Genomic DNA, 24,592 nt, shown 5'->3' on the forward strand with positions numbered 1-24,592 from the left:
GTATGGCACAGCCTCACCGTTCAATCGCTCCCGAAAAACCTCACCTCTGGTTTCCCGGATCGTCTCACCTGTGCGATGCAGCCGCCCCTTGCGTCACGTGCGCACAAAGCGGGCGACGGCTTCCAATCGGGATGGCCATGCGCCCGAAGCGTGTTCGCACTCGGGGCAGGCCACTTCAAAACCCTCTTTTCCGTGTGACAGCTCGGGCTCACCGTCGCAATGCGGGCAATGGGCCGGTACCGGCGTCTCTTGATCCAGTGAGGTACCGATCGCGGCAAACGCCTTCGCATCCAGTTGCCCGGCATCAGCCAGGCGGCGGATCAGCGCGGCGATTTCCGGATTCATTCCGCGGCTCGCGCGCAGCAAACTCACATCGCGCGTCGCGCGTTCCAGTTCGTCTCCCTGGCTGCGCAATTGTTCTTCGAGCCGGTCGGCACGCGCCTTGGCCGCGCTCAACTGCTGCAGGAAATCGAATTCCTTGCGCTGAACGTCGCGCAAGCCGTTCTGGTAGGTCGACGCCGTGCTGCGCAACGAATCCAGCTCGACCAGCATCGGCTTCACGCGGCGTTCGGCTTCGGCCACCGCGTCCTTGATTTGCTGCGCGTAGTGCTCGGTGCGCTGCTGCAGTTCGGTTTGAAGCGCATCGATGCGGTCGCGCAGCGTGGCGTTCTGCGCCTGCTCGGCTTCGACACGGCCGACCGCCGCGGCCAGTTCCTTCTCCAGTCGTGCGACTGTGGTGAGTAACGTCGCTTCGCTTGCCGAACCGTGCGTCGTTTGCGATGCGAGCTGGACTTCGAGTTCGGTCACGCGCGCCTGCAATTGCTCGTTTTTCGCTTCGCCACGTGCGAGCGCGCCTTCGAGCGTCTCCTGACGGACGATTGCGTCGCGCAACCGCTGTTCGGCGTCGGCCACGCCGGCGCGGACCTGTTCGCGATCGACATCGAGGCTGTCTCGCGCGGCTTTCAACGCTTCTTCATAGAGTGCCCCGAGCAACGCGCCGGCTTTTTCCTCAACGGCTTTCGGAATTGCGGCACCGTCGAGCCTGACCTTGGAGGCGGAACGGATGCGCTCCCAGAAATGGTCGATGTCTTTCGGGATATCGCTGGCGCTGCCGGTCTGGGTGAGATCGCGGACGTTGGCAGCCGACGGCCGGATGCCAAGATCGAAGAACAACCGCTTGCATGCATGCAGCGACAATTCCTGCCGTCGCGCACCTTTTGCACGCAGCGATTCCAGTTCGTCCCGAATGGTTTGGCGTATTTCGTCCAGGGTCATCGCTGTGCTCACAGACATTGAAGTGTGGCAATCATAACGAAATACGTACTTATCGATACTTGTTTCGGCTCGGCGTTGTGAATTTACGTCGCTTCGCACAGAAATCGGGTCTGTGAGCCGATCTGGGCGACTGTGGTCCAGGATTCCGTGAAACAAAGCGAAGAAAGTTAGCCAAGTCCTTGTCGTACAAGCGTTTTCCTGTCGATCCCGAATTTCGGCATTTGTTTCACATGACAGCGGATCCGGTTGCCTGTCGGTGTTCAGGGGTTGGGGTGTCTGTGGAAAACTCTGCAGCCGATGTCTTGAGAGTATTAGAAGTAAACACCCTTGAACCCTTAGTTAAAAACGTTAACGCCACGGCACAGCCTTATGCTGCAAGGCTTTCCGGCCGGCAAGGTGAAGTTTTACGGGAGCCAAGGTGATCTTCTGCGGGAGCTGAAGTGATGGGGTTCAGGGAGCTGCGTGAGCCGTTGCGGGAAAGGTCGTGAGCGGATTCGGGATCACAGTGAAACACGAGATTTCCCAAAGGTGAGGCTTTTCGGGGCCTCACAGCCACAGAACCCGCGCTGTGCCTGACTGCACAGTTTTCTGCCTGTGCAGACATAGGTGAGAATTTGCGGGACCTTCTTTGCGCCCCGATTCTGCCCATCTTTTAGGCAGTTTCTGTGAAAGGTGAGGTTTCACGGGACTCCGCGGGCGTTTGATGTGAGGATTTCCGGGAAACGGACGCCATTTTGCACAGCAAAAGTGCTCTCGTGGGCCTGTGATGCACTAAAGGTGAGGTTTTTCGGGAGGGAAATCCGGGTTTTCCTGCCCGGATCCCGCTGAGGTGAGCTTTTTCGGGGCATGGATCACAGGCTGTGATTCGGGCCACAGGTGAGCCTTTTCGGGAATGGAATTTGCCCGAAAAATGGTCAAAGGTGAGGCTTTTCGGGATCTGTGGACGGTCGAATTGGCCGAAAAGCCCGCCAGGACTGGAAGAAATCTCGTTTTTGCTGTGCCTCTTTTTGGCACAGGTGAGATTTTTCGGGGGGCCACACACCGTTGTCGTATGACGGATTTCCGTCGAAAGGTGAGGCTTTTCGGGGGATGTCGGCGGCGCACAGCCAAATGCCTTCTGTGCATAAGTATCGGAAGGCATTGAGGTTTTTGATACCGCGTCAGTTACGGTGAGATTTTTCGGGAGCCATTTCCGTGCCAGAGGCGGCACAGCGATTTTTCGGTAAGGTGAGCATTTTCGGGAGGCTCTGGTGGCGAATCCCGCGCGTGCCGGGCATTCGTCGGTCTCCAGACGAATGAACATGCTGTGCTCAAGGTGAGTTTTTTCGGGACCCGATACGGTTTGTGCGCTGTACAATGCGCGCCCGGGCCGGCACAGCAGGCTCGTTCGGGTCGCGCGGGCCGGTTTGGCGGGCGTCTTCCGGGGTGGCGGGCCCGATCACGATCGCCCGGTGGGTCGCGCCTGTACATGCATACAGGGCCGAGCGGGTCGATCGGGAAGCGCGATGAGGTGGGATCGCAACCCTGTGCCGAACTTCCGGCAGCGCAGTCGTAAAATTACGACAAATCGAAAGGTGAGCCGATACGGGAGCACATTTCGCACGTTCCGCGCACAGGTGAAATTCTGTGAATCGGCGCATCCCGCAGCACGTCTGGACGAGTCCGGAACGCTGCAAATCCGGACTGGTGAGGTTTTTCGGGAGCGCCTGGGGTGAGTGCCGTTTTACACGCGCACTTCACCCGCTATGGTGAGCATGTCGTTCTGGACGCACTTCACCGCAGACGCTATCCTTCCGGAAAACTTCTCCTCCGACCCGACGTATGGCCACGACGAAGCGCGCCAAGAAAACCGATGTGGATGTGGTGAGTGCCAGTTCAGCCGAATTGCGGAAGGCCGTCGAGGCGATCGCAATTCAGCCGAAGAGCGGCAAGATCACGCTCCTCACTCGCAAGCTGTTCAATGTCCTGCTGGCCGTGGCGCAGCAGGCCGACGACTCGGGCGATACGTATCGCGCGCTGCTCTCGGACATCGTCGCCAACTCCGCCTTCGATTCGAACGACACCGCGCTGGTGAAGGAACACCTGCGCCGCATGGTGTCGGTGCAGGTCGAATGGAGCACGGGGACGTCGAGCCAGAAGCCGGGACGCAAGTGGGGGATCTCGACACTGATCGCCGACGCCGAAATTCTCGAGGATCCGGCGACCCGCCGCGTGTGGGTCGAATTCTCGTTCGCGCCGAAGATCAAGAAAAAGCTGCTCGATCCGGTCCAGTACGCGCGCCTGAGCCTGCAGTTCCAGAGCCAGCTGCGCAGCAGCGCCGGCCTCGCGCTGTACGAAATCTGCGTGCGCTACCTGACGAACCCGAGCCACCTGACGATGCGCGAGCCGTGGGAATGGTGGCGGCCGATCCTGTCGGGCACGCCCGACACGGAAGCTGGCGACGAAGCGAAACGCGAGTACAAGTACTTCAAGCGCGACTATCTGCGTCCCGCGATCGCGGAAGTCAACGCGGTCACCAACATCTTCGTCGAGCTGATCGAACACCGTGAAGGGCGTCGGGTCGCGGAGATCCAGTTCCGCGTGACCGAGCGCAAGCAGCCGATGCTCGCGCTCGACGAACATCCGAACGTGTTCGACAGCACGCTGGTCGACCGGATGGTGAAGATCGGGATCCCGCTGAAGGAAGCGCAGACGCTCTATGCGGACAGCGAGGAAAATCGCATTCGTGCCGCGCTGCAGATGACCGAGCAGCGGATGCGCAGCACGACGCTGCCGCCGGTGCGCAGCGCGCCGGCGTTGTTCAAGGATGCGCTGAAGAAGGGTTATGCGCCGCCGGTCGAATCGGTCGACGCGCTGCCTGCCGGCACGCCGCCTGCGAAGATTGCGGCGGCCCAGCCGGACGATCTGAAGGCGCGCCTGTTGAGCGAGTTCGCTGCGTTCCGTCGCAAGGAAGCGAAGGTGCTGTACGAAGAGCAGGGCGACGCCGAGCGCGAAGTGGCGCGCGAGTCGTTCGAGTCGGAGGCGCTGCCGACGATGGGTACCCATCTGCGCGACGACTGGCGCAAGCGCGGCCTCGATTCCAAGCTGGCCGAGACGGCCTTTTTCGACTGGCTGGCCCAGAAGACCTGGGGCGAGCCGACGGACGGCGACCTGCTGTCGTTCACGCTGAACCAGTCGCGGGCCGCCTGAGGGCCGCTCAGGCCCGCTGACGGGCCGCCGCCGGTCCCGCCCTCGGTTGGCGGGCCCGGCATCTTCACCAGGCCCAACCGGCCGTTTCCATCACTCCGACAACAGCATCCGCTCGAGCTGCTCGAGGATCGCGTCGCGCTTGTCCTTCGGGAGGCCGCGCAGGCGCAGTTCGATGCGATCTTCGCCATACGACTTCAGGTCGCCGACCGACTTGCCGCCAAGCTTGATCTCGAGACGCTGCGCATAGCGCTGACGGCCGGCAGCCTTCGGCGTTTCCTGCGCCGCGACGCGGCCCTTGACGATGTCCGACACCTGGCGCGTGCTGAGATCGTCCGACACGATCTTGTTGATCAGCCGCAGCGTGGCCTCGGTGCCGCGCGCGTTGTGATAGCGGCCGACCTGATACGCCATGTTTGAACCGAAGCGATCGGGGCGCGCGACCATTTCCTGCATGATCGCTTCCGGCAGTTTGCCGATCGACAGGGCGACGGCCACCGTCGATTCGTCGAGGCCGAGGTGCTCGGAGAGTTCCTTCTGGCTCTGGAAATGCTTGTCGTCGAGGAAGCGGCGCCACACGACGGCGTTGTCGAACACCGTCTGCGAATCGCGCTGGACGTTGAGATCGTAGCCGAGCTTGTAGCTCTGGATGCCGATCGGCACGTCGATCACGATCGCCTTGACCGACTCCTTGTTGGCTTCCTTCAGTGCCCGCACGCGGCGGCCGCCATCGCTGACGAAATACGTGCCCGGATTGTCATAGTCCGGAATTACGTGGATCGCCTGCTGTTGCCCTTGCTTCGCGAGGTTGACCGCGAGTTCGGCAATCGACGATTTCAGATAGAAGTGTCGCGGATTGAACGGGCTATGCTTGATCGCCTTCAGCGACAGCTCGATCACTTGCCCGGGCGCATAGCGGTTCTCGAGACGCCACGCACGATATTGCGCCGATTCATCGATCGACGAATCGAGCGTGAGCTCGGGAGCGGGCTGCGGCGCGGTGTCTTTCTTCGCGGATTTGGTCGGTGCCGGGGTAGGGGTCTCGGACTTGACGATGCCGTCGATCGCATTGAGTCGATCGAGCGCCGTGCGCTTCTCGCTCGTCGTGATATCCGGGCGCGCTTGGAATCCTTTGGCAAATTGGGAGGGTTTCATGTGACTCCTTTGTGCGCATAAAGTCAGGGCAGCATCGCGACGATTTCGTCGGCGCATGCGCGAATTTCCGTGGCGGCCAGCTTGCCGCCACGATCGTTCATCTGCAGCACGGTCTGACCGAGCGCCATCGCCTGCTTGTACGCCTCCCGGGTCGGGATCTGCGTTTTCAGCAACGGGAAGCCGAGTTCCTCGAGCGCGCGCTTGAGCTCGCGGGTCAGCATGCGCTTCTCTTCGGTCTTGTTCAGCAGGAAGACTGCGCGGAGGTCTTCGTTCATGACCTGCGCCTGCTGGATCAGTTTGACCAGCCCGACGCTCGACCAGTAATCAGCCGGCGACGACGACGTCGGAATCACGGCAATCGATGCGGCCAGCAGGACGACGCCTGACACCTTCTCGGTGATCGACGGCGGGCAGTCCACGACGATGATGTCGTAGTCGTTGATGAACTTCTTGATCTCGCGATGGATCTGGCCATCGGCTTCGGCAAGGTTGACGACCGGAAACGGGATGCCGTTTTCGCTGTCGCCGGATGCGCTCGACCAGTGAACCAGCGTGTTTTGACGGTCTGCGTCGATGACGAGGACGCGCTTCCCTTTTTCATGGAACGCGGCACCGAGGTGCATGGCAATCGTGCTTTTGCCGACGCCACCTTTTTGTTGAGTGACTGCAATGATTTCCGCGGCCAATTTTCACTCCTATTTTGGTCGTTGGAATTCTACAGGACGATATTTGAATTTCAATGAAATTGTCGTTCGACAACTACGCATTGGCCATTCGGGCTATCGGTTTATGCGCATAAACGAACCGGAGATGGCGAGTGACTCGATTGGAGGGTGTGGCGGGTGTCTGCAACGTCGATGAACGGGGCGGGGTTTGAGTCATCGCGTGTGGCGTCGCTGGTGTGAGTAGCAAGTTGCCGCGGGATCGTGGCGCGTTGTCCTTTCCGTTCGATGAGGCGGTTCGGGCTGAGAGCTGGGGAGTTTGTGCGCATAAACTCCGCTGAAACCGAGGCTGTCGATCGCGCGACCGGGGGCGCGACTCTTCTGAGAGTGGGGGGTGAGCGGTATTGTCGTGGCCCGGTACACCGTGTTGAGGCATGCCACTGAACCCAAGCGTGTCGACACAACCCGCCGCCTTGGGCGTCTCGTTTATGCGCATAAACTGCGGCCGGTGGCGATGGCGATGGCGATGGCGATGGCAAGCGGCAAGCGGCAAGCGGCAAGCGGCAAGCGGCGAAGGATCACGTCCCGACTGCTCCGGAATCCAGTGCGCGGCGATTGACCAGCGGGCATGTCGACGTAGCAATCGCATCCACGTGAGGAGGTTTCCACAGCTACCGCGCCGCGAATCGAGAGGTACCTCACCCGGCAATCACGCGCTTTATGCGCATAAACCAACCGGCGTGCGACGCAACCGCCCCCGTCCTTTCCGCTCAGAAACGCCCATCGTATTGATCCGGCGTACGGCACCTCGATCCGTCATCCCGTGACAGACAGAAAGCTGCTCACCTTTATGCGCATAAATGCATCAACGCGACTCCGTGAAGCGCATCCCGAACAGCACTCCCCTCTCATGGCCTGTCGCACTGCCTCATCCACCTGCTTCTGCGAAGCAGCGAATCCACTCGAGATCCCGCCATCCCGCGCCAACCTCCCCGCCCGGACACCCGATACAGACTGGCTACAATACGGGGCTCTACCCTCCAGGCTTGAACGATGATCACGATCTACCACAACCCCCGATGCTCGAAGTCGCGCGAGACGCTTGCTTTGATCGAGTCGCTGAATACCACCGGTGCGCCCCTGAATGTCGTCGAGTACCTGAAGACGCCACCGACGGTAGAGGAGCTGGAAGCACTGCATCGGCAGCTTGGCCGCCCGGTTCGAGACATGCTGCGCGACGGTGAGGAACCGTACAAGACGCTGAATCTGGCCCGCGCCGATCTGACCGACGCACAAGCCTACGCGGCGATTGCCGCTCATCCGATTTTGCTGCAGCGGCCCATCGTCGTTTATCGGGGCAAGGCCGCCATCGGCCGGCCGCCCGAATCGGTGCGGGCGCTGTTCGAATAATTCTTGCGCGCCGTATTTTTCTGATTGCATCGGCCCGGCGCAAACATCGGCATTCGAAGCCGACACGATCGCCGAACATCATGCGACCACCACCCGGGCGATCGCAGCCAAGCGAGCCGCCCCTAGCCTTCCCCGGACGACCCATCAGCGTCGTCCGGCCCCCGCCCCGCCGCCGCTTTCGCGGCTGTCCGCAGCAGCGCGATCTGACCGCGATAGGCCCTGCAGCCACTGCAGGTCGGCAGGTGTACACGCACCTGCAGGCGCTCATGCAGGGTCAGATGCCGGTCGAGCGCATCCGACAGCAGTCGCGTCACGTCAGTACATTTCCCCGGCAGCATCTTCGGTCGTCAGTCCTTTTTCACTGAGGCAGGTTCGCAGGCGTGTGCGCGCCCGATACAGCAGCACGCTGCAATGATTCGTCGTCAGCGTCAATTCGCTGCAGATGTCCGTAATCTCGACGTCGAGGAATTCGCGCATCATGAACACGCGCCCGATCTGCTCCGGCAGGTGGTCGAGGCAGGTCTGGAACAGCGTCCAGAACTGCTGCTGCTGCAACAGCGTTTCCGGGCGGGGCCACGGTCGCGGCTTCGCATGCGCGGCCCAGTGCCCGTTTTCCTTGAACAGCTCGCGATCGAGCACCGATTCGCCGTCGAGCTCGGCATCGAGCGCCGACAAGCTCACGGTCCGCTGCCGCGCGCGCAGCACGTCGATCAGCTTGTTGCGCAGGATGCCGAACACCCAGGTCTTGTGGGCCGACAGCCCGGCGAAATCGCCCGCGTGCGACCACGCGGCGGCGAGCGCTTCCTGCACGGCGTCTTCGGCTGCGTCGGCATCGCGGAGCTGGAGTCGCGCGAAGCGCAGCAGGTCGCGCCGCAGTTGCGCGAGATAGGCGGGATCGTCGTATTCGGACGGCATGTCTGGGTTGCGGTGTCTCGAGGCAATCGCGTGCGCCACCAAGCGGGCGCGTCGCGGTGCGAGCAGCTTACTGGGCGCGGTGCCTGCCTGCAATGCATGTTCCGTCACGAATTCACGAAACCGGTCGACGCGCTGCGCTATGCTTGCCGAACCCTGTGTCGTGTGTCGACCTCGACACGCGGCGGGCAATGTGTAACGTCAGATCATAACGGCCAAGTTATCCACAATTTCTGTGGAAAACCTTGTGGAAAGTCGGCCGGGCGGCCCCGTGGGGCGGTTCGCGGGCTGGCTTGCCTATAAACAGACCTTTGTCGCTCGTTCGGAAGCAATCGATCCGATTCCTCACTCACCGGAAGGAGAATGTCATGTCCTATCGCATCGCCGTGGTCGTCGGCAGCCTGCGTCGCGCTTCGTGGAACCGCGCGCTCGCGCACGCCGTGATCTCGCTCGCCCCCGCCGATTTCTCGTTCGAGTTCGTCGAGATCGGCGAACTGCCGCTGTACAGCCAGGACTACGACGCGGATTTCCCGGAAGTCGCGAAGCGCTTCAAGCAGTCGATCGAAGCCGCCGATGCGCTGCTGTTCTTCACGCCCGAGTACAACCGCTCGATTCCGGGCGTGCTGAAGAATGCGCTCGACTGGGGCTCGCGCCCGTGGGGTTCCAATTCGTGGGCGGGCAAGCCGGGTGCGGTGCTCGGCACGTCGCCGGGTGCGACGGGCACCGCGCTCGCGCAGCAGCACCTGCGCAACGTGCTCGCGTACCTCGACGTGAAGACGCTCGGGCAGCCCGAGATGTTCATCAAGCACGATCCGGCACGCATCGACGATCAGGGCCAGATCGTCAGCGAAGACACCCGCAAATTCCTGCAGGGTTTCGTCGATCGCTACACGGGCTGGGTGCGCTTGCTGAAGTCGGCCTGAGCGTCGCCCCGTTCATGCCGTCGGCGCCGGCCCGCGCGTAGCGGGTTACGTGCCGGTGTGCCGCGCGTGCCGTGCATCGCGCGCTTCGCGGATGCCCAGCAGGATCTCGTCGAGCAGCGCGATGTCGAACGGCTTCGACAGCACGCGGACGTTGACGGTGCGCGTGCGGTCGAGTTCCTCCGCGTAGCCCGTGACGAGAATCACGGGCAGCTTCTCCGGCCGCTTCTCGACTGCTTCGGCGAGGTCGATGCCGTTCAGGCGGCCCGGCATGTGGATATCCGAGATCACGAGGTCGAACGCGTCGTTCGCAGCGGCGCCTTCGATCAGGTGCAACGCGTCGTCGGCGGTGGGCGCGTAGGTCACGCGGTGCCCGAGCAGCGACAGCAGCGCTTCGGTGCCGGCCGCGACTTCGCTGTTGTCCTCGACGAGCAGCACGTGCAGGCCGGCGAGCGCGCCCGTGCCCGTGCCCGCGTCGTGCGCGACCGCCGGCGGCCGTGCGACGACATCCTCGGCGCGCGCGCGCGGCAGGTAGAGGCGCACCGACGTGCCGGCGCCGACCGCGCTGTCGATCGTCGCGAGGCCACCCGAGCGTTCGCAGAACGCGAATACCTGCGGCAGGCCGAGCCCCGTCCCCATCCCCTGAGCCTTCGTCGTGAACAGCGGCTCGAACGCGCGGGCGAGCACGTCGGGCGCCATGCCCGAACCCGTATCGTCGAGCGAGATCTGCACGAAATCGCCCGTCAGCGGAAAGCCGTCCTCGCGACGCAGCGTCACGTTGCGCGCGCCGACCGTGAAGCGGCCGCCGGCCGCCATCGCGTCGCGCGCGTTGACCGCGAGGTTGATCACCGCGAGTTCGAGCTCCGCGACGTCGACGCGGATCGGCCACACACCAGGCTCGATCGCGACGACCAGCGACGATTTCGAACCGAGCGACGTCTTCAGCAGTTCGCGGCATGTGCCGACCCATTGCCCGACGTCGATCGTCTCGTTGTGCAGCGGCTGCTTGCGTGCGACACCGAGGAGCTGGCGCGTGAGCGACTGCCCGTTCTTCAGCGCGCGTTCGATCGCGCCGAGTTCCTTGTCGAGATGCTGGACCCCGCGCCGCCGCACGATCTGCACGTTGCTCGAGATGATCATCAGCAGGTTGTTGAAATCGTGCGCGACGCTGCCGACGAGGTTGCCGAGCGCCTGCATCTTGCGCGACTGCCGGTACGCCGATTCGATCGAACGGCGCATCGACGCTTCGGCCTGCCAGCGGTCCCACGCCTCCTCTTCCGCCTTCAGCCGCTTGAGCGACAGCCAGATCACCGACCACAGCGCGACCGACGGCGCGAACATCGAGAGGAACAGCACGCTCAGGTGTTCGTACCATTCACGCCAGATCGCCGACGTGCGATACGAGCACGTCACGTAGACGGGATAACTGCCGACCTGGCGATACGCGACGATCTCGCTGCTCCCACCGTCGTGGCGCACCCGCACGACGCCGGCGCGCGGATCGTTGCGCGCGTCGCCGAACGTGGCGGCGCGATCGGTGTGCGCGAATGCCGGCGGCGGCGGATACGACGCGATCACCGCGCCGTCCGAGCGCGCAAGCGCCATCGTCATCGGCGTGCTCGCACCGCCGAGCAGGTCGCGGTAGAACGCGTTGAAATACGACGACTTCAGCGCGATCGACACCATCCCGGCGAACGAACCGTCGCTATGGCGACGTGCGACGCCCGTGTTGAACACGGGAATGTTCTCGAGCTTGAGCGGCCCCATCATCAGCCGCGAGATGTGTTCGATCACCTTGCCGTCGCGAATGCCGGCGAAATCGTCGCGGTTCGCGATCGACGCATAGGGCGCCGGATAGTAGAGGCTGTTCGCGAGCAGCATCCCGCTCGCGCCGAAGATCGACACGGCCGCCACCTGCGGATAGCCGCCGCCGATCGTGTTCAGCGCTTCGTGGATGTCGGACTCCCTGTTGCGCACGGTCGCGTCGTCCATGTCCTGCACGAGATCGACGATGCGCGCATCGAGCGTCTCGCTCAGGTCGAACACCTTGAGCGCGTGCTCCTCGGCAACCCGCACGGTGCGCATCGTCACGTCGCTCGCGGCGGCCTCGCGCGTCTTCAGGTCGTTGTACGCCATCACCACGACGTAGATGCAGGGCAGCACGATCGCCGCAACGAGCAGCACGATCAGCGTCACGCGCCGCACTGCGAAATCGTGCTCGGGCGCACCGGACGCATAGTTGCCGTCGTCCTGCCAGTCGTCGGCGGGCGGGGAGGCGGGAGCGTGGGAATCGGCGGGCCGGTCGGACGTCATCGAGGAAGCGGGTGAGGCGAAGGTGCCTGCCATCATAAACGAGTTGCGACGGCCCGCCGTACAGCCCCGGATGCACCCGGACGCCAGTAATCCTGTCGATTCCGACAGGCGGAAATTGTCAGATTGAAAACGCGACGAATCCGGCAGCGCAAACGTACACAAGGAAAAATTTTGCGTGCTTATCTCGAAAATGGTCGCGGCTGTTTTCGGAATGGCGCATGTTCGGACCAATTCTGTCCGAAATGGTGAATATGGCGAGTTGCATCGCCTCCGGTTTACTCCGAGAATCGCGCCTTGCTTTCCCTATGACAGATATCTGCGCCTGCCGGCATTCGCCGCGCGGCGCGTCGCGCGCGCCCGCGTTGCGGCGCCCGCGCGCGGTTGCAAGGCGGCTGCCCGCGCCCGAACGCATTGGCGCCTCAAGAAGTGCGCCGCGCGGTCGTTAACGCGAGAGAGACCATTCCGTATACCGCTTCGCCCCATGCCTTTGCCGATTGTAATTGCCGACGATTCGCTGCTCGCTCGCAAACTTCTGACAAAGGCGCTGCCGGGAGGCTGGGACGTCGATGTCGCGTATGCCGCGAATGGTCGAGAGGCCTTGGCGCTGTATCGTGACGGCAAAGCTTCCGTAATGTTTCTGGACCTGACGATGCCCGACATGAGCGGATATCAGGTGCTGGAGACACTGCGCCACGAAGATCTGAACACGTTCGTGATCGTGGTATCCGCCGATATCCAGCCGCAGGCGCAAGCACGCGTGCGCGAATTGGGCGCGATCGCATTCGTTGCCAAGCCCGTGACGTCGGAGGCATTGCTGCCCATTCTCAAGGAGTATGGGTTGTATGCCTGACTCGGTGTTCACGGCGGAGCAACGCGACGCGTTGCAGGAGATCGCCAACCTCGCAATGGGCCGTGCCGCCGCACGGCTCGCGTTGTTGCTCGGGCGCTTCATCGAACTGTCGGTGCCGCGCGTGCGGGTCGTGAAAGCGACCGACGCGGGCGATGCGCTGCGCGAGATGACGGGCATCTACGACAACGTGACCGCCGTGCGCCAGGGCTTCCGTTCCGACATCAAGGGCGAGGCGATCGTGCTGTGCCGTACCGCGAGCATCGCGCGGCTCATGTCGGTCGTCGACCGCACGTTCGGCGAAGGCGTGTACGGCGGGATGGCGACACCCGACGAAGTCGTGTTCGACGTCGCGAACGTGCTGATGGGCGCCTGCGTCGCATCGATCCTCGACGAGCTCGGGCGCAAGCCCGTGTTCTTTCCGCCGGGGCTGCTCGGTGCGAACGTGTCGTTCGACGACGTCTTCCAGCCGACCGAGCTGGCATGGAGCGTGGCATTGCTGCTCGAGGTGAACTTCGGGCTCGAGGACCACGCGTTCCGGGCTCACTTCGTGATGCTGATGGCCGAGGATTCGATCCGGCTGATGGGCGACGCGCTCGACGCGTTGCTGTCCGCGCTATGACGACCGCTGCCCCGTCGCTGAGCGACCTCGTGATCGAGCGGGTGGGCTTCGGCCTGTTCGTGCTCGACCGTGCGATGACCGTGCTGATGTGGAATCGCTTCATGCAGGACCACAGCGGCATCCCGGCCGCCGACGTGATCGGCCGCAACCTGTTCGACTGTTTTCCCGACCTGCCGCGCGCGTGGCTGTCGCGCAAGCTCGAGAGCGTGTTCCAGCTCGGCAGCTTCGCGTTCAGTTCGTGGGAGCAGCGGCCCTACCTGTTCCGCTTCGAGCACGACCGGCCGATCACGGGCGGCGTCGACTACATGCAGCAGGACTGCACATTCATGCCGCTCACGCGCGGCCGCGACGTCGAAGCCGTGTGCGTGACGATCTCGGACGTCACGCACGTGAGCGTGATGCAGCGTGAGCGCGAGGAGGCGGTCGCGAAGCTGCGCGAACACGCGAATCGAGACGGCCTGACCGGCATCGCGAACCGGCGCTTCTTCGAGGCGCGGCTCGGCGACGAATTCGCGCGCTGGCAGCGCTACGGCGGCGACATGTCGGTGCTGCTGTTCGACCTCGACCACTTCAAGACGATCAACGACCGTTTCGGGCACGCGGCCGGCGACGCCGTGCTGCGCGAGACGGCGCGCCGCGTCGCGTCGATCGTGCGTGCGCAGGATACGTTCGGCCGCTTCGGTGGCGAGGAATTCGCGCTGCTGCTGCCGTGCACGAATCTCGACGAGGCGATGCTCGTGGCCGACAAGGTGCGCGATGCGATCGGCAGCGTGCCGGTCGATGCCGAGGGCGTCAGCGTGCCGGTGACGGCGAGTGTCGGCGGCGCGTGTGCAAAGGCGGGCGCGGCCACTTGCGACGTGCTCGTCAACGAGGCCGACGCCGCGCTCTATCGCGCGAAGCGCCTCGGGCGCGACCGCTCGGTGGCCTACGCGTAGGCGCACACCCGCACCGCCCTGCTGCGCGCAGAGCGGATGCGCCCCGCGCGTGCCGTGCTCAGCTTTTCGCGATGTCGGCCAGCACGCCGGCCAGGACGGCCGGCTGCGACATGAACGGCGAATGGCTGCTGTCGAGCTGGTGCACGTGGGTCGGGTTGCCGGGCGCGAACGCGTCGGCTTCGTCGATGAAGCGCTGCTGCAGCGCGGGCAGGATCACGCGATCCTGCAGGCACTTGATGTAGTGGCGGTCGATCGCGCCCCAGCGCGCGGCCGTCGTCGGGATCGCGGTCGCGAACGGCGCGGCCGGCACGTCGCAGGTCATCAGGTTCGCGACGGCTTCGAAGTCGGCTTGCGGCACGTCGTCGTACAGCGCGCGCTTCGCGAGCTCGCGATACGCGGCGTCACCGCTGCGCGGATCGATGCGCAGCGCACCGGCGACGCGCGGGCTCGCCAGCATCAGCGGGCCGAGCATCTCACCCTTGTTCTCGGGCGCGCGCACGTAGTCGAGGCCCGGCACGCCCGACGCGGGCATGAAGGCCGAGAGATAGACGATCTTCGCGATTTTCTCGGGCGCGCGTTCGGCAGCCGCCGTGATCGCGAGGCCGCCCATGCTGTGCCCGACGAGCACGACCTTGCCGTGGCCGAGCGCGTACGCGTCGTCGACCGCCTGCATGACCTGCGTCGCGTAATCGTCGAGCGTCGTGTTCGCGACCGGCGACGGCTCGGCGCCGAACGCATCCTTGTCGAGCGGGCGGGAGAAGTAGGAAACCGGAAAGCGGGCGTTGATGCCGTGCGCGGGCAGGTCGCGCGCGATCGACAGGTGGCCGCGCTCGGCCAGCGCGGCCGCAACGTGCGCATAGCACCACGCGCCGTGCCAGGCGCCGTGCACGAGCACGAAAACGGGATGATCGGACTGCGGGGTGGCGCTTGCGTTCGTCTCCATGATGTCCGGGTCTTCAGATTTTGAGAAAGGTGTCATCTTAGACGAACCCGCGCGCACCCAGACGGGCCGCTTTCGATCTGTCCCTCTTGTCTCGTACAGGCCACATTTCGTCCGTATCCGATATGAATTTATCCCGAAGCGCGCTAATTTGTTGCTTTGCCCGCGATTGCGCCCCATGAACGTCGACTATCTCTTCTATCGGAAGCCGAACAAACCCGGCCCCTATTCGCTCGACGACCTGGGCGACATCGCGCCGCCGATCGGTCCGGGCGACCTGATACGCGCGGGCATCGCGCGTGTTTTCGCGCAGATCGACTGGCAGGAATCGCCCGACGTGCCGGGTGCGTGGTTCGGCACGGGCGGCGCGGTGTTCCAGTTCACCGCGGAGCCCGACGGCCACGTGACGAGCTTCATGGGCTCGCGCCTCGAACGCCGCTCGATGTTGCAGCTCACCCGCGAAATGGGGCTCATTGCGCTCGACCTGCAGCGCGACATCGTCTACGGCTGACGCAGCGCCGGCGCCGCTTCCTGCCCGGGCCGGGCGCCCTTGCCGGTCAACGGCCTCCGGCATGCCGCCGCATGCGGCGAGTGTCCGCCATCGAACTTCAAAGATTGCTATACTTTCGCCCAATTCCGGCTTCCGGCCGGTAATTTGTGCCTGTCTGCGTCGATCGTTCGCATATCTCGCACGCATTTGACGCCCTGACCATCCCAGCCGGGCATGGCTTCTTCAATCGCCCCGCGTGGGTGTCTCCGTGGAGCTTGTCTTGGCCGTTTCCAATTCCGTCGTGGACGAACAAGAAACCGACGCCGCTGCCGTCACATCGGGCAGTTCTTTCTATCTTGCGATGCGCATCCTGCCGGCCGTGCAGCGCGATGCGATGTTCCAGGTCTATGCGTTTTGCCGCGCGGTCGACGACATCGCCGACAGCGACCTGCCGCGCGCCGAGCGCAATGCGGGCCTCGATCGCTGGCGCGCCGACATCGACGCATGCTACGCCGGCCGCCCGCCGCGCCACCTGGCCGCGCTCGACCGCGAGATCCGTGCCTTCAACCTGCAGCGCGACGACTTCCACGCGATGATCGACGGGATGGCGATGGACGCGGTCGAAGACATCTGCGCGCCCGACGAGCCGACGCTCGACCTCTTCTGCGATCGCGTGGCGAGCGCGGCCGGCCGGCTGTCGGTGAGGATTTTCGGGATGCCTGAAGCCGAAGGGATCAAGCTGTCGCATCACCTCGGCCGCGCGCTGCAACTGACCAACATCCTGCGCGACATCGACGACGATGCGGCGATCAACCGCTGCTACCTGCCGCGCGAGCTGCTCGCGCGCGAAGGCATCGCGATTACCGACCCGGCGACGATCGTGCGCGATCCGGCGCTGCCGCGCGTGTGCGCGACGCTCGTCGAGCGCGCGCTCGAGCATTTCCGCCAGGCCGACGCGGTGATGGATACGTGCCCGCGTGCGCAGGTGAAGGCGCCGCGCATCATGTCGGGTGCGTATCGCTGCATTCTCGAAGCCGCGGTCGCACGCGGCTTCGCCTTCCCGCGCGCGCCGTTGCGCAAGCCGAAGGCGCGCATGCTGATGATCGCCGCGCGCTACGCGCTGTTCTGAGTCGACCGAGTCGATGCCCAGGACCGTCCACGTGATCGGCGCCGGCCTTGCCGGCCTGTCGGCCGCGGTCGAGCTGCAACGCCGCGGGCGGCGCATCGTGCTGCACGACGCGCACGCGCATGCGGGCGGCCGCTGCCGCTCATGGTTCGACGGGACGCTGAACACGACGCTCGACAGCGGGCTGCACACGGTGTTCGCGGGACAGCCCGCGACGCAGCGCTACCTGCGCGCGATCGGCGCGGCCGACCGGCTCGCGGGGCCCGCGCTGCCTGAATTCCCGGTCGTCGACGTCGCGTCGCAGCAGCGCTGGACGCTGCGCTTCGGCGACGGGCGCTGGCCGTCGTGGCTGTTCGATGCCGCATCGCGTGCGCCGGGTACGACGCCGTTCGACTACCTCGCGCTCGCCCCGCTCGCGTTCGCGCGCATGGGCCGCTCACTCGCACAGACGATGCGATGTGACGGCATGCTGTGGGAACGTTGGCTGCGGCCGTATTTCCTCGGTGTGCTGAACGTCGAGCCGCGCCACGCGAGCGCCGAACTCGCGCGTGCGGCGCTGTGCGGCACGTTTGCCGCGGGCGGCCCCGGCTGCCGTCCGCTCGTCGCGCGCCAGGGTCTCGGCAGCACATTCGTCGAGCCGGCGCTGCGGATGCTGCAGCACGGCGGCGCGCAGATCCGGCTGAACTCGCGGCTCGACGCGTTCGAATTCGGCGCGCACGGCAATGCGGTCGATGCGGTCTCGGTCGGCGGCGAGCGGATCGATCTCGCACCGGGCGACGCCGTCGTGCTGGCCGTGCCGCCCGAGGTCGCGCAGCCGCTCGTGCCCGAGCTCACCGCGCCCGACACGTTCAGCGCGGTCGTGACCGCGTATTTCGCGATCGAGGCGCCGGCCGGCACGCCGTTGCAGACGGCGGTCGTGAACGGCGTCGTCGATGCGGTGCGCACCGGCGGCGGCCAGCTCGCGGCGACGATCCGCGACGCCGGCCGCTGGCTCGACACGCCGCGCGACACGCTTGCGCGGCGCATCTGGGAAGACGTCGCGCGCGTGACGGGCGCGAACCCGGAAACCATCCCCGCGTGGCAGCTCGTCGTCGAGCCGCGCGCGGGCTTTGCGGCGGTGCCGTCGCAGGAAATGAAGCGTCCGGCCGTGCGTACGCGCTGGACCAATCTCGTGCTGGCGGGGGACTGGATTGCCACCGGCTTGCCCGCCACGATCGAGGGCGCGATCCGCTCCGGCCAGCTGGCCGCGGACGTGCTCCAGACACAGTAAGCAACAGAGGGACCGATGAACGATCTCACCGAAATGGCTACCTTGTCCGCCGGCACCGTGCCGGCCGGCGTCGATGCGGCCGTCGCGCGTGCGACCGACGCGCTGCTGGCCGCGCAGAACGCCGACGGCCACTGGGTCTACGAACTCGAAGCCGATTCGACGATTCCCGCCGAATACGTGCTGCTCGTCCACTATCTCGGCGAGACGCCGAACGTCGAGCTCGAACAGAAGATCGGCAAGTATCTGCGCCGCATCCAGCAGGCCGACGGCGGCTGGCCGCTGTTCACCGACGGCGCGCCGAACATCAGCGCGAGCGTGAAGGCGTATTTCGCGCTGAAGGTGATCGGCGACGACGAGAACGCCGAGCACATGCAGCGTGCGCGCCGCGCGATCCACGCGATGGGCGGCGCCGAGATGTCGAACGTGTTCACGCGCATCCAGCTCGCGCTGTACGGCGCGATTCCGTGGCGCGCGGTGCCGATGATGCCGGTCGAGATCATGCTGCTGCCGCAGTGGTTCCCGTTCCACCTGTCGAAGGTGTCGTACTGGGCGCGCACCGTGATCGTGCCGCTGCTCGTGCTGAACGCGAAGCGCCCGCTCGCGAAGAACCCGCGCGGCGTGCGCATCGACGAGCTGTTCATCGATCCGCCCGTCAACGCCGGCCTGCTGCCGCGCCAGGGTCACCAGAGCCCCGGCTGGTTCGCGTTCTTCCGCGTGGTCGACCATGCGCTGCGCGCGGCTGACGGCCTGTTCCCGAACTACACGCGCGAACGCGCGATCCGCCAGGCCGTCTCGTTCGTCGACGAGCGCCTGAACGGCGAGGACGGCCTCGGCGCAATCTATCCGGCGATGGCCAACGCGGTGATGATGTACGACGTGCTCGGCTACGCGGAAGATCATCCGAACCGCGCGATCGCACGCAAGTCGATCGAGAAGCTGCTCGTCGTGCACGACGACGAAGCGTATTGCCAGCCGTGCCTGTCGCCGGTGTGGGACACGTCGCTCGCCGCACATGCGCTGCTCGAGACGGGCGACGCGCGGGCCGAGGAAGCCGTGCTGCGCGGCCTCGAATGGCTGCGCCCGCTGCAGATCCTCGACGTGCGCGGCGACTGGATCTCGCGCCGCCCGCACGTGCGGCCCGGCGGCTGGGCTTTCCAGTACGCGAACGCGCACTACCCGGACGTCGACGATACGGCGGTGGTCGCGGTGGCGATGGATCGCGCGCAGAAACTCCGGCAGAACGACGCATATCGCGATTCGATCGCGCGCGCGCGCGAGTGGGTCGTCGGGATGCAGAGCAGCGATGGCGGCTGGGGCGCGTTCGAACCGGAAAACACGCAGTACTACCTGAACAACATCCCGTTCTCGGATCACGGCGCGCTGCTCGATCCGCCGACGGCCGACGTGTCGGGCCGCTGCCTGTCGATGCTGGCGCAGCTCGGCGAGACGCCGCTGAACAGCGAGCCGGCGCGCCGCGCGCTCGACTACATGCTCAAGGAGCAGGAACCGGACGGCAGCTGGTACGGCCGCTGGGGGATGAACTACGTGTACGGCACGTGGACGGCACTGTGCTCGCTGAACGCGGCCGGCCTGACGCCGGACGATCCGCGCATGAAGCGCGGCGCGCAGTGGCTGCTGTCGATCCAGAACAAGGACGGCGGCTGGGGCGAGGACGGCGACAGCTACAAGCTGAACTATCGCGGCTTCGAACAGGCGCCGAGCACGGCGTCGCAGACGGCCTGGGCGCTGCTCGGCCTGATGGCGGCCGGCGAGGTGAACAACCCGGCGGTGGCGCGCGGTGTCGACTACCTGATCGCCAACCAGAACGAAGAAGGCCTGTGGGACGAGGCGCGCTTCACGGCGACGGGCTTCCCGCGCGTGTTCTACCTGCGCTACCACGGCTATCGCAAGTTCTTCCCGCTGTGGGCGCTCGCGCGCTATCGCAACCTGAAGCGCGACAACACGACGCGCGTCACGTTCGGGCTGTAACGCGTGGCGACGCAATCCACCGGCATGCTGCCCGTCATCGCCGTGACGGGGATGGCGTTCGAGGCGCGCATTGCGCGCGGCGACGGCGTCGAAGCGGTCTTCGCCGCGCGCGCCGACCGGCTCGAACGCGCACTGACCGAGGCGACCGCGCGCGGTTGCGCGGGCATCGTGAGCTTCGGCACCGCGGGCGGGCTCGCGCCCGACCTGGCGCCCGGCGCGCTCGTGATCGCGAACGCGATCGACGGGCCGTTCGGCCGCGTCGAGACCGATACGCGCTGGAGCACGCGGCTCGTCGCCGCGCTGCACGACACGCCGGTGTGGGCGCGCGTCACGCGCGGCACGATCGCGGCCGTGGGCGCACCGGTCGTCAGCGAACAGGAAAAGACGTCGCTGCATCGCGCGAAGGGCGCGCTCGCCGTCGACATGGAGTCGCATATCGCGGCGGCCTTCGCGGCGGCGCGCGGTGTGCCGTTCGCGGTGTGCCGCGCGATCGTCGATCCGGCGTGGCGCACGTTGCCCAGCGCGGCGACGGCCGGCCTGCGCGACGACGGCAGCACGGCGATCCTGCCGATCCTGCGTGAGCTGCTGAAGCAGCCGTCGCAGCTCGGCCCGCTGCTGCAGGTGGCCAGCGACGCGCGCGCGGCGCGCACGACGCTGATCCAGGCGCGGCACGCATTCGAGCGTGCGGGCGCGATGCGGATCGTCTGAGCGGCGTTCGCCGCTTTTCTCTTTCCCTCCTCTTCCCGTTTTTCGCCGACGAATCGCGGACAAATCGCGGACAAAAAAAGAGCGCTGCAGATTTGAACTGCAGCGCTCTTTTTTCTTGCGGCGGTGGCCGTTGCAGCGTTACTGCGCGGCCGGACTGCTCGCAGGCGTTGCCGGCGCGGTTGCCGATGCGGCGGCAGGCGGAGCAGCCGGCGTGCTCGCAGGCATCGCACCGTCCGCACCCGGATCGTCGTACTGCGGCAGCCCCGGCGCGGCCGGCGCATTGTTCGGCGCCGCGCCCGGTGTACCGCCCGACTCGCCCGGATCCTCGTAGTTCGGCAACCCCGGCACGGCAGGCGTTGCGGCCGGCACGGCACCCGATTCACCCGGTTCGTTGTAGGTCGGCAGCGTCGCCGCCGACGACTGGCTGCGATACGTCAGCGACTTGCGCTGCTGCAGGTACGCGTCGCGCACGAACGAATACGGATCGAGCGCGGCCTGCTTCAGCAGGTCGGTCGCGCCGAGCAGGTCCGAACGCGCGCTGATGAACTGCGCGATGTACATCGGGTTGCGCGCGGCCGGCTCGATGTAGTTGAGCAGGTTGAAGCGCACGTCCACCGCGCGGCCGACGCCGTCGCGGAACGTGCTCGGCCCGAACACGGGCAGCACGAGGTACGGGCCCGACGGCACGCCCCAGCGTGCCATCGTCAGGCCGAAGTCCTGGTGATGCTTCGGCAGCCCGGCCGGCGTCGCGATGTCGATCAGGCCGGCGACGCCGAACAGCGAGTTCATCGCGACGCGCATCAAGTCCTGCGTCGCATCGGTGATGCGCAACTGCAGCAGGTTGTTCGCGATGTTGCCGAGGTCGCCGAGGTTCGAGAAGAAGTTGCTGATCGCGGTGCGCACGGGCGTCGGCGTGACCTTCTGGTAACCCTTCGCGATCGGCTGGGCGATGTTCGTGTCGACGGTGTCGTTGAACTTGTACATCGCCCGGTTCATCGGCTCGAGCGGGTCGTTGGGGTTGCGGTTCGGTCCCGTCGCGCAGCCGGTCAGCACTGCGCTGGCGGCAACGGTCGCCGCAATGATTCGCACCTTATTCATTGATTCCTTGCGATTGGTTCTTGGCGCGTTTGACGCGCGGTTTGCCCATCAGGACGGGCTGGAACACCACGGCGCCGATCAGCGTGCAGGTCAGGGCCAGCGCGAGCAGCTTGCCCATGCTCGACGTGCCCGGATGGTGCGACAGCCACAGGCTGCCGAATGCGGTCGCCGTCGTCGCGGCGCTGAACAGGACGGCGTGCGTGAGGCTCGAATGCAGCAGCCCGGTTTGCCCCCCGCGCCACGCCATCACGAAATACACCTTGAACGCGACGCCGACGCCGAGCATCAGCGGCAGCGCGATGATGTTCGCGAAGTTGAGCGACATGCCGAGCACGACGCACAGTTCGAGCGTCACGATGCCCGACACGAGCAGCGGCACCAGCGTGCGCAGCACGTCGCCGAAGCGGCGCAGCGTGACCCACAGCAGGATCGTGATCGAGATGATCGACCACAGTGCCGCATGCAGGAACGCGTTGATGATCGTGTCGGCCGAATGCAGGATCGAGATCGGCCCGCCGGTCGCGCCCGGCTCCGCGGCCTTCACGGTCTTCGCGAAGCGGCGCAGCATGTTGTCGTCGTTCGGGTCGACGCCCTTCGGCACCTTCGGCGAAATCTGCACGAGTGCATGGCCGTCCGGTGCGACCCAGTCGCGCACGAGCTGCGGCGGCAGCGATTCGCGCGTGATGTCCTGCGGCTGCAGCAGCGAGGCGAGCTGGTTGAGCGCGATGCGCAGCGTGTCGGAAAACGCACGCTCGGCGCGGTCGCGCGTCGCGGCGTCCGCGGCGGCGAGTTTCGCGAGCGAGGCCGACAGGTGCTGCGCGGCGGCCGCACCCGGGCCCGGATGATCTTCGGCCGCGTAGCTCAGCAGGTCCGACACGCGCTTGAGCGCGGCGACGCGCTGCGCGTCGGTCGCGGGCGGCGCGGCCGGCTGCGTCAGCGCGGGCAGCAGGTCGCTCGCGGCGGCTGCGATCGCCGCGCGCTTGGCCGGCTGGTCGGCGGGGATGAAGGTCGACAGCGTGGTCGTGCGGCCCACTTCGGGCAGTGCGTCGAGGCGCTTCGCCGCCGCGTCGGCATCGGCGAGCGACGGCGCGAGCAGCGTGACGTCGTTGACGGCGGCTTCCGGCGAATCCTTCAGCGCGAGCAGCGTCGCCATCGATTCGCTGTGCGGATCCTTCAGGTGCAGCGGGTTGAAGTCGAAGTGGAGGAACGCGAGCAGCGGCAGCGCGCCGACCACGACCACGAGCGTGCCGATCAGGATCGGCTTGCGATGGCGATCGAGGTAGTCGTCGACCGGCGCGAGCCACGGGAAGCCCGGCGTCTTCGATTCGCCCGGCGGCGCGAACAGGCGCAGCAGCGCCGGCAGCAGCGTGATCGTGGTCAGCAGCGCGACGAACATCCCGACGCCCGCGATCAGGCCGAGTTCGGACACGCCGCGATAGGCGGTGGGAATGAACGAGAAGAAGCTCGCCGCGACGGCCGCGGTGGCCAGCGCGAGCGGCATGCCCATCGAGTGCGCGGCGCCGATCAGCGCGTGATCGATGCGCGGATCGCGGAAGCGCTCCTCGCGGTATTTCACGCCGTACTGGATCGAGAAGTCGACGCCGAGGCCGACGAACAGGACCATGAACGCGACCGAGATCATGTTCAGCGAGCCGACCATCGCGAGGCCGAGCGCGGCGGTCACGACGAGGCCGACGAACAGCGTGACGAGCACCGAGCCGATCATCCGCTTCGAGCGCAGCGCCAGCCACAGGATGACGAGGACGGCGAGCAGCGTGAGCGCGCCGTTGAGCGCCGCGCCATCTTCGACGGACGCGAATTCGTCGTCGGCGAGCGGCTGTTCGCCGGTCAGGCGCACGGCGGCGCCGTAGCGCTTCTCGAGGTCGAGCGAACGGGCCGCGTCGCGGATCACCTGGCTGGTTTCCGCGCCGGCCTTCAGCGCGCCGTAGTTGACCACCGGCTGCACGGTGACGAACGCGCGCGCGGGCTGCCGCGCGGCATCGTTGTCGACCAGCGCGCGCCACGAGAACGCGGCCGGCTTGCCGGCCAGCACGTCGTCGACCGTCGCGGCGCTGCGTGCGAGCAGCTTCGCCATCGCGGGCAGTTTCACCTGGCCGGTCAGGAGCGGCTGGCCGAGCGTGGTGGAGAGTGTGGTCGCGAGGCCGGTCAGGCTCGGGTTCTTCGCGAGTTCGTTGACGAGCGGGCGGGCGCTCGCGAGCTGCGAGGTGGTATCCGTGACCTCCTGCGGCGACAGGAACAGCAGCCCGTTGTGCTCGAAGAACGGCCCGCCGCCGGGCTCGGCGACCTGGCCGATGCGGCCGGCGTCGGCATCCTTGCGCAGCGCTTCGGTCAGCGCATGCGCGGCGGCGTTCGCGAATTCGGGCGCCGGCGCCTCGACGACCGCGAGGATCGTGCCGTTGCGTTGCGGGAACGCCTTGTCGACGGCCTGCCCGAGGGCGGCCCATTGCGGCTCGGCATCGACGAGCTTGCTGATGTCGGTGTTGATCTTGAAATGCTGCGCGACATAGACGCCGCTGAACGCGGCGATGACGAGCGACAGGACGACGACCCAGACGGGGCGGCGCACCGACCATGCAACGAGTCGGACGATGAGAGATGTCACCATGTGGCGGTGGGGAGCGGCTGGCAAGGGCAAAGTAGCCAAGTATACCGGCGCAGCGTGGCGGCGGTCGTGACGTTGGGGGTTTCGGGGCGGGAAGGAGATTTGTTCGCG

21 protein-coding genes are annotated in these 24,592 nt (G+C 65.9%); 11 read left to right on the top strand and 10 right to left on the bottom strand.

Features of this window, described 5'->3' with window-relative positions; translation table 11 throughout:
• Positions 1–93 precede the first annotated feature (93 nt).
• Entirely contained in the window at positions 94–1,275 is a 1,182-nt protein-coding gene (locus DPV79_RS03855) for a DNA-binding protein (RefSeq protein WP_113044825.1), read from the bottom strand.
• A 1,821-nt stretch (positions 1,276–3,096) separates the two neighbouring features.
• Between DPV79_RS03855 and DPV79_RS03860 the strand changes: the two genes are divergently transcribed.
• On the top strand, positions 3,097–4,464 hold the full coding sequence (locus tag DPV79_RS03860; RefSeq protein ID WP_021163723.1) for a replication initiation protein: 1,368 nt from the start codon (positions 3,097–3,099) through the stop codon (positions 4,462–4,464).
• Between the two features lie 90 nt (positions 4,465–4,554).
• Here the strand turns inward: DPV79_RS03860 and DPV79_RS03865 are convergent, their stop codons facing one another.
• Positions 4,555–5,616 carry a ParB/RepB/Spo0J family partition protein gene (locus tag DPV79_RS03865; RefSeq protein ID WP_113044826.1) on the bottom strand — a complete coding sequence of 354 codons (1,062 nt, stop codon included), beginning with the start codon at positions 5,614–5,616 and terminating at the stop codon, positions 4,555–4,557.
• Positions 5,617–5,639: 23 nt separating this feature from the next.
• Entirely contained in the window at positions 5,640–6,302 is a 663-nt protein-coding gene (parA, locus tag DPV79_RS03870) for a ParA family partition ATPase (RefSeq protein WP_027790199.1), read from the bottom strand.
• Between the two features lie 1,029 nt (positions 6,303–7,331).
• On the opposite strand from parA, the gene arsC reads away from it, so the two are divergent.
• Positions 7,332–7,688, top strand: a complete 357-nt coding sequence (arsC, locus tag DPV79_RS03875; protein ID WP_059487735.1) for an arsenate reductase (glutaredoxin) — start codon at positions 7,332–7,334, stop codon at positions 7,686–7,688.
• A 122-nt stretch (positions 7,689–7,810) separates the two neighbouring features.
• On the opposite strand, the gene DPV79_RS03880 is transcribed toward arsC, so the two are convergent.
• Positions 7,811–8,026 (bottom strand): zf-HC2 domain-containing protein, encoded by a 216-nt coding sequence (locus DPV79_RS03880; protein ID WP_059553207.1) that lies wholly within the window; start codon positions 8,024–8,026, stop codon positions 7,811–7,813.
• On the bottom strand, positions 8,004–8,603 hold the full coding sequence (locus tag DPV79_RS03885; protein ID WP_042976293.1) for an RNA polymerase factor sigma-70: 600 nt from the start codon (positions 8,601–8,603) through the stop codon (positions 8,004–8,006). Before DPV79_RS03885 ends, DPV79_RS03880 begins: the two co-directional genes overlap by 23 nt.
• Positions 8,604–8,968: 365 nt before the next feature.
• On the opposite strand from DPV79_RS03885, the gene DPV79_RS03890 reads away from it, so the two are divergent.
• Complete coding sequence (locus tag DPV79_RS03890) at positions 8,969–9,523, top strand: NADPH-dependent FMN reductase (protein ID WP_059688142.1); 555 nt, start codon at positions 8,969–8,971, stop codon at positions 9,521–9,523.
• A gap of 45 nt (positions 9,524–9,568) precedes the next feature.
• Here the strand turns inward: DPV79_RS03890 and DPV79_RS03895 are convergent, their stop codons facing one another.
• Together DPV79_RS03895 and DPV79_RS41955 are read right to left on the bottom strand one after the other, a co-directional pair.
• A complete protein-coding gene (locus DPV79_RS03895; protein WP_042976295.1) occupies positions 9,569–11,833 on the bottom strand; it encodes a hybrid sensor histidine kinase/response regulator in 2,265 nt (754 codons plus the stop codon).
• A 118-nt stretch (positions 11,834–11,951) separates the two neighbouring features.
• A complete protein-coding gene (locus DPV79_RS41955; protein WP_021161389.1) occupies positions 11,952–12,245 on the bottom strand; it encodes a hypothetical protein in 294 nt (97 codons plus the stop codon).
• 69 nt (positions 12,246–12,314) lie between these two features.
• On the opposite strand from DPV79_RS41955, the gene DPV79_RS03900 reads away from it, so the two are divergent.
• Genes DPV79_RS03900 through DPV79_RS03910 form a run of 3 tightly spaced genes read left to right on the top strand, consistent with a single transcriptional unit; the run spans position 12,315 to position 14,237 of the window.
• A complete protein-coding gene (locus tag DPV79_RS03900) occupies positions 12,315–12,683 on the top strand; it encodes a response regulator (protein WP_021161390.1) in 369 nt (122 codons plus the stop codon).
• Positions 12,676–13,302 (top strand): chemotaxis protein CheC, encoded by a 627-nt coding sequence (locus tag DPV79_RS03905; RefSeq protein WP_021161391.1) that lies wholly within the window; start codon positions 12,676–12,678, stop codon positions 13,300–13,302. Before DPV79_RS03900 ends, DPV79_RS03905 begins: the two co-directional genes overlap by 8 nt.
• Positions 13,299–14,237, top strand: coding sequence for a GGDEF domain-containing protein (locus DPV79_RS03910; protein WP_113044827.1), 939 nt, complete (start codon positions 13,299–13,301; stop codon positions 14,235–14,237). The genes DPV79_RS03905 and DPV79_RS03910 overlap by 4 nt, the downstream gene beginning before the upstream one ends.
• A gap of 58 nt (positions 14,238–14,295) precedes the next feature.
• Here the strand turns inward: DPV79_RS03910 and DPV79_RS03915 are convergent, their stop codons facing one another.
• On the bottom strand, positions 14,296–15,180 hold the full coding sequence (locus tag DPV79_RS03915; RefSeq protein ID WP_113044828.1) for an alpha/beta fold hydrolase: 885 nt from the start codon (positions 15,178–15,180) through the stop codon (positions 14,296–14,298).
• 175 nt (positions 15,181–15,355) lie between these two features.
• Between DPV79_RS03915 and DPV79_RS03920 the strand changes: the two genes are divergently transcribed.
• From DPV79_RS03920 to DPV79_RS03940, 5 genes are all read left to right on the top strand, one after another.
• Positions 15,356–15,688 (top strand): hypothetical protein, encoded by a 333-nt coding sequence (locus DPV79_RS03920; RefSeq protein WP_027790205.1) that lies wholly within the window; start codon positions 15,356–15,358, stop codon positions 15,686–15,688.
• Positions 15,689–15,947: 259 nt separating this feature from the next.
• The gene (gene hpnD / locus DPV79_RS03925) at positions 15,948–16,796 is read left to right on the top strand and encodes a presqualene diphosphate synthase HpnD (protein ID WP_059651463.1); all 849 of its coding nucleotides are present in this window, start codon (positions 15,948–15,950) and stop codon (positions 16,794–16,796) included.
• A gap of 13 nt (positions 16,797–16,809) precedes the next feature.
• Positions 16,810–18,063 carry a hydroxysqualene dehydroxylase HpnE gene (hpnE, locus tag DPV79_RS03930; RefSeq protein ID WP_113044829.1) on the top strand — a complete coding sequence of 418 codons (1,254 nt, stop codon included), beginning with the start codon at positions 16,810–16,812 and terminating at the stop codon, positions 18,061–18,063.
• Positions 18,064–18,078: 15 nt separating this feature from the next.
• Positions 18,079–20,052 carry a squalene--hopene cyclase gene (gene shc, locus DPV79_RS03935; protein ID WP_021161397.1) on the top strand — a complete coding sequence of 658 codons (1,974 nt, stop codon included), beginning with the start codon at positions 18,079–18,081 and terminating at the stop codon, positions 20,050–20,052.
• A gap of 24 nt (positions 20,053–20,076) precedes the next feature.
• Positions 20,077–20,760, top strand: a complete 684-nt coding sequence (locus DPV79_RS03940) for a phosphorylase (RefSeq protein WP_113044830.1) — start codon at positions 20,077–20,079, stop codon at positions 20,758–20,760.
• Between the two features lie 138 nt (positions 20,761–20,898).
• Here DPV79_RS03940 and DPV79_RS03945 read toward each other — a convergent pair whose 3' ends face one another.
• Positions 20,899–21,858 carry an MlaA family lipoprotein gene (locus DPV79_RS03945; protein WP_113044831.1) on the bottom strand — a complete coding sequence of 320 codons (960 nt, stop codon included), beginning with the start codon at positions 21,856–21,858 and terminating at the stop codon, positions 20,899–20,901.
• Entirely contained in the window at positions 21,851–24,484 is a 2,634-nt protein-coding gene (hpnN, locus tag DPV79_RS03950) for a hopanoid transporter HpnN (protein ID WP_048023923.1), read from the bottom strand. The genes DPV79_RS03945 and hpnN overlap by 8 nt, the downstream gene beginning before the upstream one ends.
• Positions 24,485–24,592 lie beyond the last annotated feature (108 nt).

This window comes from Burkholderia reimsis (genome assembly GCF_003294055.1).
Taxonomy (GTDB): domain Bacteria; phylum Pseudomonadota; class Gammaproteobacteria; order Burkholderiales; family Burkholderiaceae; genus Burkholderia; species Burkholderia cepacia.

Bases quoted from the DNA above. Each gene is read 5' to 3' on its own strand.
- DPV79_RS03855 (WP_113044825.1), bottom strand. From the start codon at position 1,275: ATGACCCTGGACGAAATACGCCAAACCATTCGGGACGAACTGGAATCG.
- DPV79_RS03860 (WP_021163723.1), top strand. From the start codon at position 3,097: ATGGCCACGACGAAGCGCGCCAAGAAAACCGATGTGGATGTGGTGAGT.
- DPV79_RS03865 (WP_113044826.1), bottom strand. From the start codon at position 5,616: ATGAAACCCTCCCAATTTGCCAAAGGATTCCAAGCGCGCCCGGATATC.
- arsC (WP_059487735.1), top strand. From the start codon at position 7,332: ATGATCACGATCTACCACAACCCCCGATGCTCGAAGTCGCGCGAGACG.
- DPV79_RS03880 (WP_059553207.1), bottom strand. From the start codon at position 8,026: ATGCTGCCGGGGAAATGTACTGACGTGACGCGACTGCTGTCGGATGCG.
- DPV79_RS03885 (WP_042976293.1), bottom strand. From the start codon at position 8,603: ATGCCGTCCGAATACGACGATCCCGCCTATCTCGCGCAACTGCGGCGC.
- DPV79_RS03890 (WP_059688142.1), top strand. From the start codon at position 8,969: ATGTCCTATCGCATCGCCGTGGTCGTCGGCAGCCTGCGTCGCGCTTCG.
- DPV79_RS03895 (WP_042976295.1), bottom strand. From the start codon at position 11,833: ATGACGTCCGACCGGCCCGCCGATTCCCACGCTCCCGCCTCCCCGCCC.
- DPV79_RS41955 (WP_021161389.1), bottom strand. From the start codon at position 12,245: ATGCGTTCGGGCGCGGGCAGCCGCCTTGCAACCGCGCGCGGGCGCCGC.
- DPV79_RS03900 (WP_021161390.1), top strand. From the start codon at position 12,315: ATGCCTTTGCCGATTGTAATTGCCGACGATTCGCTGCTCGCTCGCAAA.
- DPV79_RS03905 (WP_021161391.1), top strand. From the start codon at position 12,676: ATGCCTGACTCGGTGTTCACGGCGGAGCAACGCGACGCGTTGCAGGAG.
- DPV79_RS03910 (WP_113044827.1), top strand. From the start codon at position 13,299: ATGACGACCGCTGCCCCGTCGCTGAGCGACCTCGTGATCGAGCGGGTG.
- DPV79_RS03915 (WP_113044828.1), bottom strand. From the start codon at position 15,180: ATGGAGACGAACGCAAGCGCCACCCCGCAGTCCGATCATCCCGTTTTC.
- DPV79_RS03920 (WP_027790205.1), top strand. From the start codon at position 15,356: ATGAACGTCGACTATCTCTTCTATCGGAAGCCGAACAAACCCGGCCCC.
- hpnE (WP_113044829.1), top strand. From the start codon at position 16,810: ATGCCCAGGACCGTCCACGTGATCGGCGCCGGCCTTGCCGGCCTGTCG.
- shc (WP_021161397.1), top strand. From the start codon at position 18,079: ATGAACGATCTCACCGAAATGGCTACCTTGTCCGCCGGCACCGTGCCG.
- DPV79_RS03940 (WP_113044830.1), top strand. From the start codon at position 20,077: ATGCTGCCCGTCATCGCCGTGACGGGGATGGCGTTCGAGGCGCGCATT.
- DPV79_RS03945 (WP_113044831.1), bottom strand. From the start codon at position 21,858: ATGAATAAGGTGCGAATCATTGCGGCGACCGTTGCCGCCAGCGCAGTG.
- hpnN (WP_048023923.1), bottom strand. From the start codon at position 24,484: ATGGTGACATCTCTCATCGTCCGACTCGTTGCATGGTCGGTGCGCCGC.